Origin of the sequence: Kribbella sp., assembly GCF_035687465.1 — a bacterium.
GTDB lineage: Bacteria > Actinomycetota > Actinomycetes > Propionibacteriales > Kribbellaceae > Kribbella.
On the sequence record NZ_DASRXP010000698.1, the window covers coordinates 1 to 4,078 of the forward strand.

Sequence of the window (4,078 nt, forward strand, 5' to 3'; positions counted from 1 at the left end):
GCCGATCTGGGGCTCGCCTTCGACGGCGACGCGGACCGGTGCTTCGTGGTGGACGAGAAGGGCGACGCGATCTCGCCGAGTGCGATCACCGGCGCCGTCGCGGTACGGGAGCTGGCCAAGCACCCCGGTTCGGCGGTGATCCACAACCTGATCACCTCGAAGGCCGTGCCGGAGCTCATCACCGAGCACGGCGGGACGCCGATCCGCGCGCGGGTCGGGCACTCCTACATCAAGCAGAAGATGGCCGAGACCGACGCGGTGTTCGGCGGCGAGCACTCTGCGCACTACTACTTCCGGGATTTCTGGCGGGCCGACACCGGGATGCTCGCGGCACTGCATGTGCTCGCGGCGCTCGGGGAGCAGGACGGGCCGGCCAGCGAACTGTTCGCCGAGTTCGAGCGCTATGTGGCCTCCGGCGAGATCAACAGCCAGGTGGACGACGCGGCCGCGACAGTCGCGGCGATCGAAGACACCTATGGCGACCTTGAGGGCATTACCGTTGACCACCTGGACGGCCTGACGGTCGACGCAGGACAGTGGTGGTTCAACGTGCGGGCGTCGAACACCGAGCCGCTGCTGCGGCTGAACGTCGAGGCCGGGGACGCGGCCACCATGGAGCGTGTCCGGGACGAAGTACTGGCCCTGATCACCGGTGCACCGAAGTAAGAAGGAAGCTGATGACTCCCCCCAACGTCAATCTGGACCCGGACCTGCTGAGCATCCTGGTCTGCCCGAAGTGCCGGTCGGAGTTCCGCGTGGACGACGAGGCGAGCGAGCTGGTCTGTACCAACGCCACCTGCGCGCTGGCCTACCCGGTCCGCGACGACATCCCGGTGCTGCTGATCGACGAGGCGCGCGAGACCAAGAACGAGGCCTCCGAGAACGCATGAGCTTCTTCGACGACTCGCGGCTGGACGACCCAGCCGCCCTCGAGGCCACCGACCACCTGCTGCGCCGGCTCGCCGGGGCCGGAGCCCGCGTCCGGGCCGAGATCGACGCTTCGGAGGAGGTGCTGTCCCAGCTGGACGCGGACGGCTTCCGCCCCCGCGCGATCGTCGCTGCCGGCCGGGACGCCCGCCTGGTCCGGGCCGTGCTGGAGCCGGTCTGCCCGGTGCCGTTCGTGGCCTGGCCCGGCCCGGGGCTGCCGGGCTGGACCGGACCGCTCGACCTCGTCATCGTGCTCGGCGGCAACACCGACGACACCGGTGCGATGTCTGCCGCGTCCGAGGCCGTACGCCGGGGCTGCGGGCTGATGGTGGCCTCCCCGACCGACTCTCCCGTGACCCAGGCCTCGGCCGGTTCCCGGCATGCCATCCGCTTCCCGTCCCAGTCGGACGACCAGTTGGCGGCAGCCGTCGCAGTACTGCAGGGGCTGCACCAACTGGGGCTGGGCCCTGCCGTGGACGCCAAGGCTGTCGCGGCCATGCTGGACGATGTCGCGATCGAGTGCTCGCCCAACAACGACGTCGCATCCAACCCGGCCAAGGACCTCGCCCTGATGCTGGCGGACGCTCTGCCGCTGGTCTGGGGCGGCTCTGTCCTCGCAGCACGTGCGGCACGCCGGGTGGTCGAGGCTGTGCGGCTCGCCAGTGGCCGCCCGGCGCTTGCTGCCGACGCGGGCCACTTGCTGCCGGTCCTGAAGACCCAGCCGCCGCGCGACGTCTTCGCCGACCCCTTCGACCAGGCAGAGGAGCTCCGGCCCGGCCTGGTCATCCTGGACGACGGCATCGACGACCCGGGCGTGACGGAGACCCGTCGCCAGCTCGAGGAGAAGGCCGAGCAGCACGACATCCGCGTACACGTGGTGAGGCAGGCCAACGGCACCGACGTCGCCCGGTACGCCGCCCTGACGCAGCACGGCCGGTACGCCGCGGCGTACCTCGGCGTCGGTCTCGGTCGGTACGGCACTCCGGTCGGCGAGGCTCCTGGTCTGCCGGGCAATCCCGCGGAGGATCCGGCGTGGTAGTTAGGCTCCAGAACCCCGTCCGGGACTACGCCTGGGGGTCGCGGACCGCGATCCCCGAGCTGACCGGCGTGGAACCGGACGGCAAGCCGCAGGCCGAGCTGTGGATGGGCGCGCACGAGTCGGCGCCGTCGCTGCTGCCGTCGGGCGAGTCGCTGTACGACCGGGTGTCCACCGATCCGTCGGGCACCCTCGGGGACGAGACGGCGGAGCGGTTCCAGGGGCGTTTCCCCTTCCTGGCCAAGATCCTGGCCGCGGCCCAGCCGCTGTCGATCCAGGCGCATCCGTCGCTCGAGCAGGCCATCGACGGGTACGCGCGGGACGAGGCCGCGGGGATCCCGCGCGACGCGGCGGACCGCAACTACAAGGACGCCTGGCCCAAGCCGGAGATCCTGATCGCGCTCGGCCCGTTCGACGCGCTGGTCGGATTCCGCCCGCTAGCTGCCACGGTCGCCCTGCTCGACGCGCTCCAAGTGGAAGGGCTCGAGCAGCTCACCGACCTGCTCCGCAACGGCAAACTGCAGGACGCCTTCACTGAGTTCATGAGCAGCGACCGGGATGCGATCCGTCCCCTCGTCGCCGCTCTCGGCGAGGCCAGCCGCCGGTACGCCGGGGACGCGTTCGGGCTGGAGGTGGAGACCCTCGCGCAGCTGTCCACCGAGTTCCCCGATGACCCCGGTGTGCTCGCGGCGCTGCTGCTGAACCGGGTCCGGCTGGAGCGGTTCGAAGCGGTCTACCTTCCGGCCGGCAACGTGCACGCGTACTTGCAGGGCACGGGATTCGAGGTGATGGCCAACTCGGACAACGTGCTCCGCGGTGGTCTGACTCGCAAGCACATCGATGTGCCGGAACTGGTGTCAGTGGTCGACTTCGAGCCACTGGCCGATCCGGTGCTGCTGGGGACACCGGAGGCAGCCGGCGTCACGGCGTACCAGACCGGCTGTGAATACTTCGCGGTCCGGCGGGTGGATCTTCTGGCTGGCGCGGCCATCGAAGTACGGGCGGAGGGTCCGCGGATCGTCGCGTGTGTGGCCGGTACGGTCACGATCGGTGCCGAGGGCACCGAAGTGGGGCCGGAGTTGTCCGCCGGTCAGTCCGCGTTCATTCCTGGACCCGAAGGACCCTGTACCCTGCGTGGACCCGGCACGGCGTTCGTCGTGTCCGCTCGCTGACGACCCCTGATCCCGCGACCGGGGCGGTGGGGTGGGGCTCGAATTCAAGGAGGGACCGAGCAAAATGGCTGGTGACGGTAACAAGGCCGTCGTCGCGGCACTGCTGGCGAACACCGGTATCGCGATCACGAAGTTCGCTGCCTGGGGACTGACCCAGTCCGCCTCGATGCTGGCCGAGTCGATCCACTCGCTGGCCGACGCCGGGAACCAGGTGCTGCTGCTGGTCGGCGCGAAGCGGGCGAAGCGGGAGGCCGACGAACTGCACCAGTTCGGGTTCGGCCGCGAGCGGTACGTCTACTCGTTCATCGTCGCGATCGTGCTGTTCAGCGTTGGTGGTCTGTTCGCGCTGTACGAGGGCTTCCACAAGGTGCAGGACCCGCACGGGATCGACGACTGGCAGTGGGTTCCGGTCGCGGTGCTGCTGGCCGCGATCGTGATGGAGTCGTTCTCGTTCCGGACCGCGATCGTCGAAGCGAACAAGGTGCGCGGGCACGTCGGCTGGGCCCGATTCATCCGGAACGCGCGGTCCCCGGAACTGCCGGTGATCCTGCTGGAGGACTTCGCGGCGCTGACCGGTCTGGTACTGGCGCTGATCGGTGTCGTTCTGACTCTTGCCACTGGCAACGGTATCTTCGACGGCCTGGGCTCGATGGCGATCGGCGCGCTGCTGGTCTGTGTGGCGATCTTCCTGGCGATCGAGATGAAGTCGCTGTTGCTGGGCGAGTCCGCGACCCGCGAAGCGCAGGACAAGATCGTCGCCGCGATCGAGAGCGTGCCGGGGGTGCAGCGGCTGATCCACATCAAGACCCTGCACCTGGGCCCGGAGGAGATCCTGGTCGCCGCCAAGGTCGCGGTCGAGCCGAACAGCGACGCCGCCCAGATCGCCGAAACCATCGACGCCGCAGAACGAGCCATCCGAGCCGCCGAACCCATGGCGCAACAG

At 69.5% G+C, this 4,078-nt stretch carries 5 protein-coding genes; all 5 read left to right on the plus strand.

The window, feature by feature from the left end:
* Window positions 1-666 (plus strand): phosphohexomutase domain-containing protein (locus VFG33_RS37830; protein ID WP_524538171.1); only part of this gene is annotated, 666 nt, incomplete at its 5' end.
* A gap of 11 nt (window positions 667-677) precedes the next feature.
* Window positions 678-890, plus strand: a complete 213-nt coding sequence (locus tag VFG33_RS37835) for a Trm112 family protein (protein WP_325057845.1) — start codon at window positions 678-680, stop codon at window positions 888-890.
* Complete coding sequence (locus VFG33_RS37840) at window positions 887-1,966, plus strand: SIS domain-containing protein (protein WP_325057846.1); 1,080 nt, start codon at window positions 887-889, stop codon at window positions 1,964-1,966. The genes VFG33_RS37835 and VFG33_RS37840 overlap by 4 nt, the downstream gene beginning before the upstream one ends.
* The gene (gene manA / locus VFG33_RS37845; RefSeq protein WP_325057847.1) at window positions 1,960-3,135 is read left to right on the plus strand and encodes a mannose-6-phosphate isomerase, class I; all 1,176 of its coding nucleotides are present in this window, start codon (window positions 1,960-1,962) and stop codon (window positions 3,133-3,135) included. Before VFG33_RS37840 ends, manA begins: the two co-directional genes overlap by 7 nt.
* Before the next feature lie 64 nt (window positions 3,136-3,199).
* Window positions 3,200-4,078: cation diffusion facilitator family transporter (locus VFG33_RS37850; RefSeq protein ID WP_325057848.1), on the plus strand; the 879-nt coding region annotated here is incomplete at its 3' end.

What these genes read in the sequence shown, in the direction of transcription:
- VFG33_RS37840 (WP_325057846.1), top strand. Translation starts at nt 887, where the DNA reads ATGAGCTTCTTCGACGACTCGCGGCTGGACGACCCAGCCGCCCTCGAG.
- VFG33_RS37835 (WP_325057845.1), top strand. Translation starts at nt 678, where the DNA reads ATGACTCCCCCCAACGTCAATCTGGACCCGGACCTGCTGAGCATCCTG.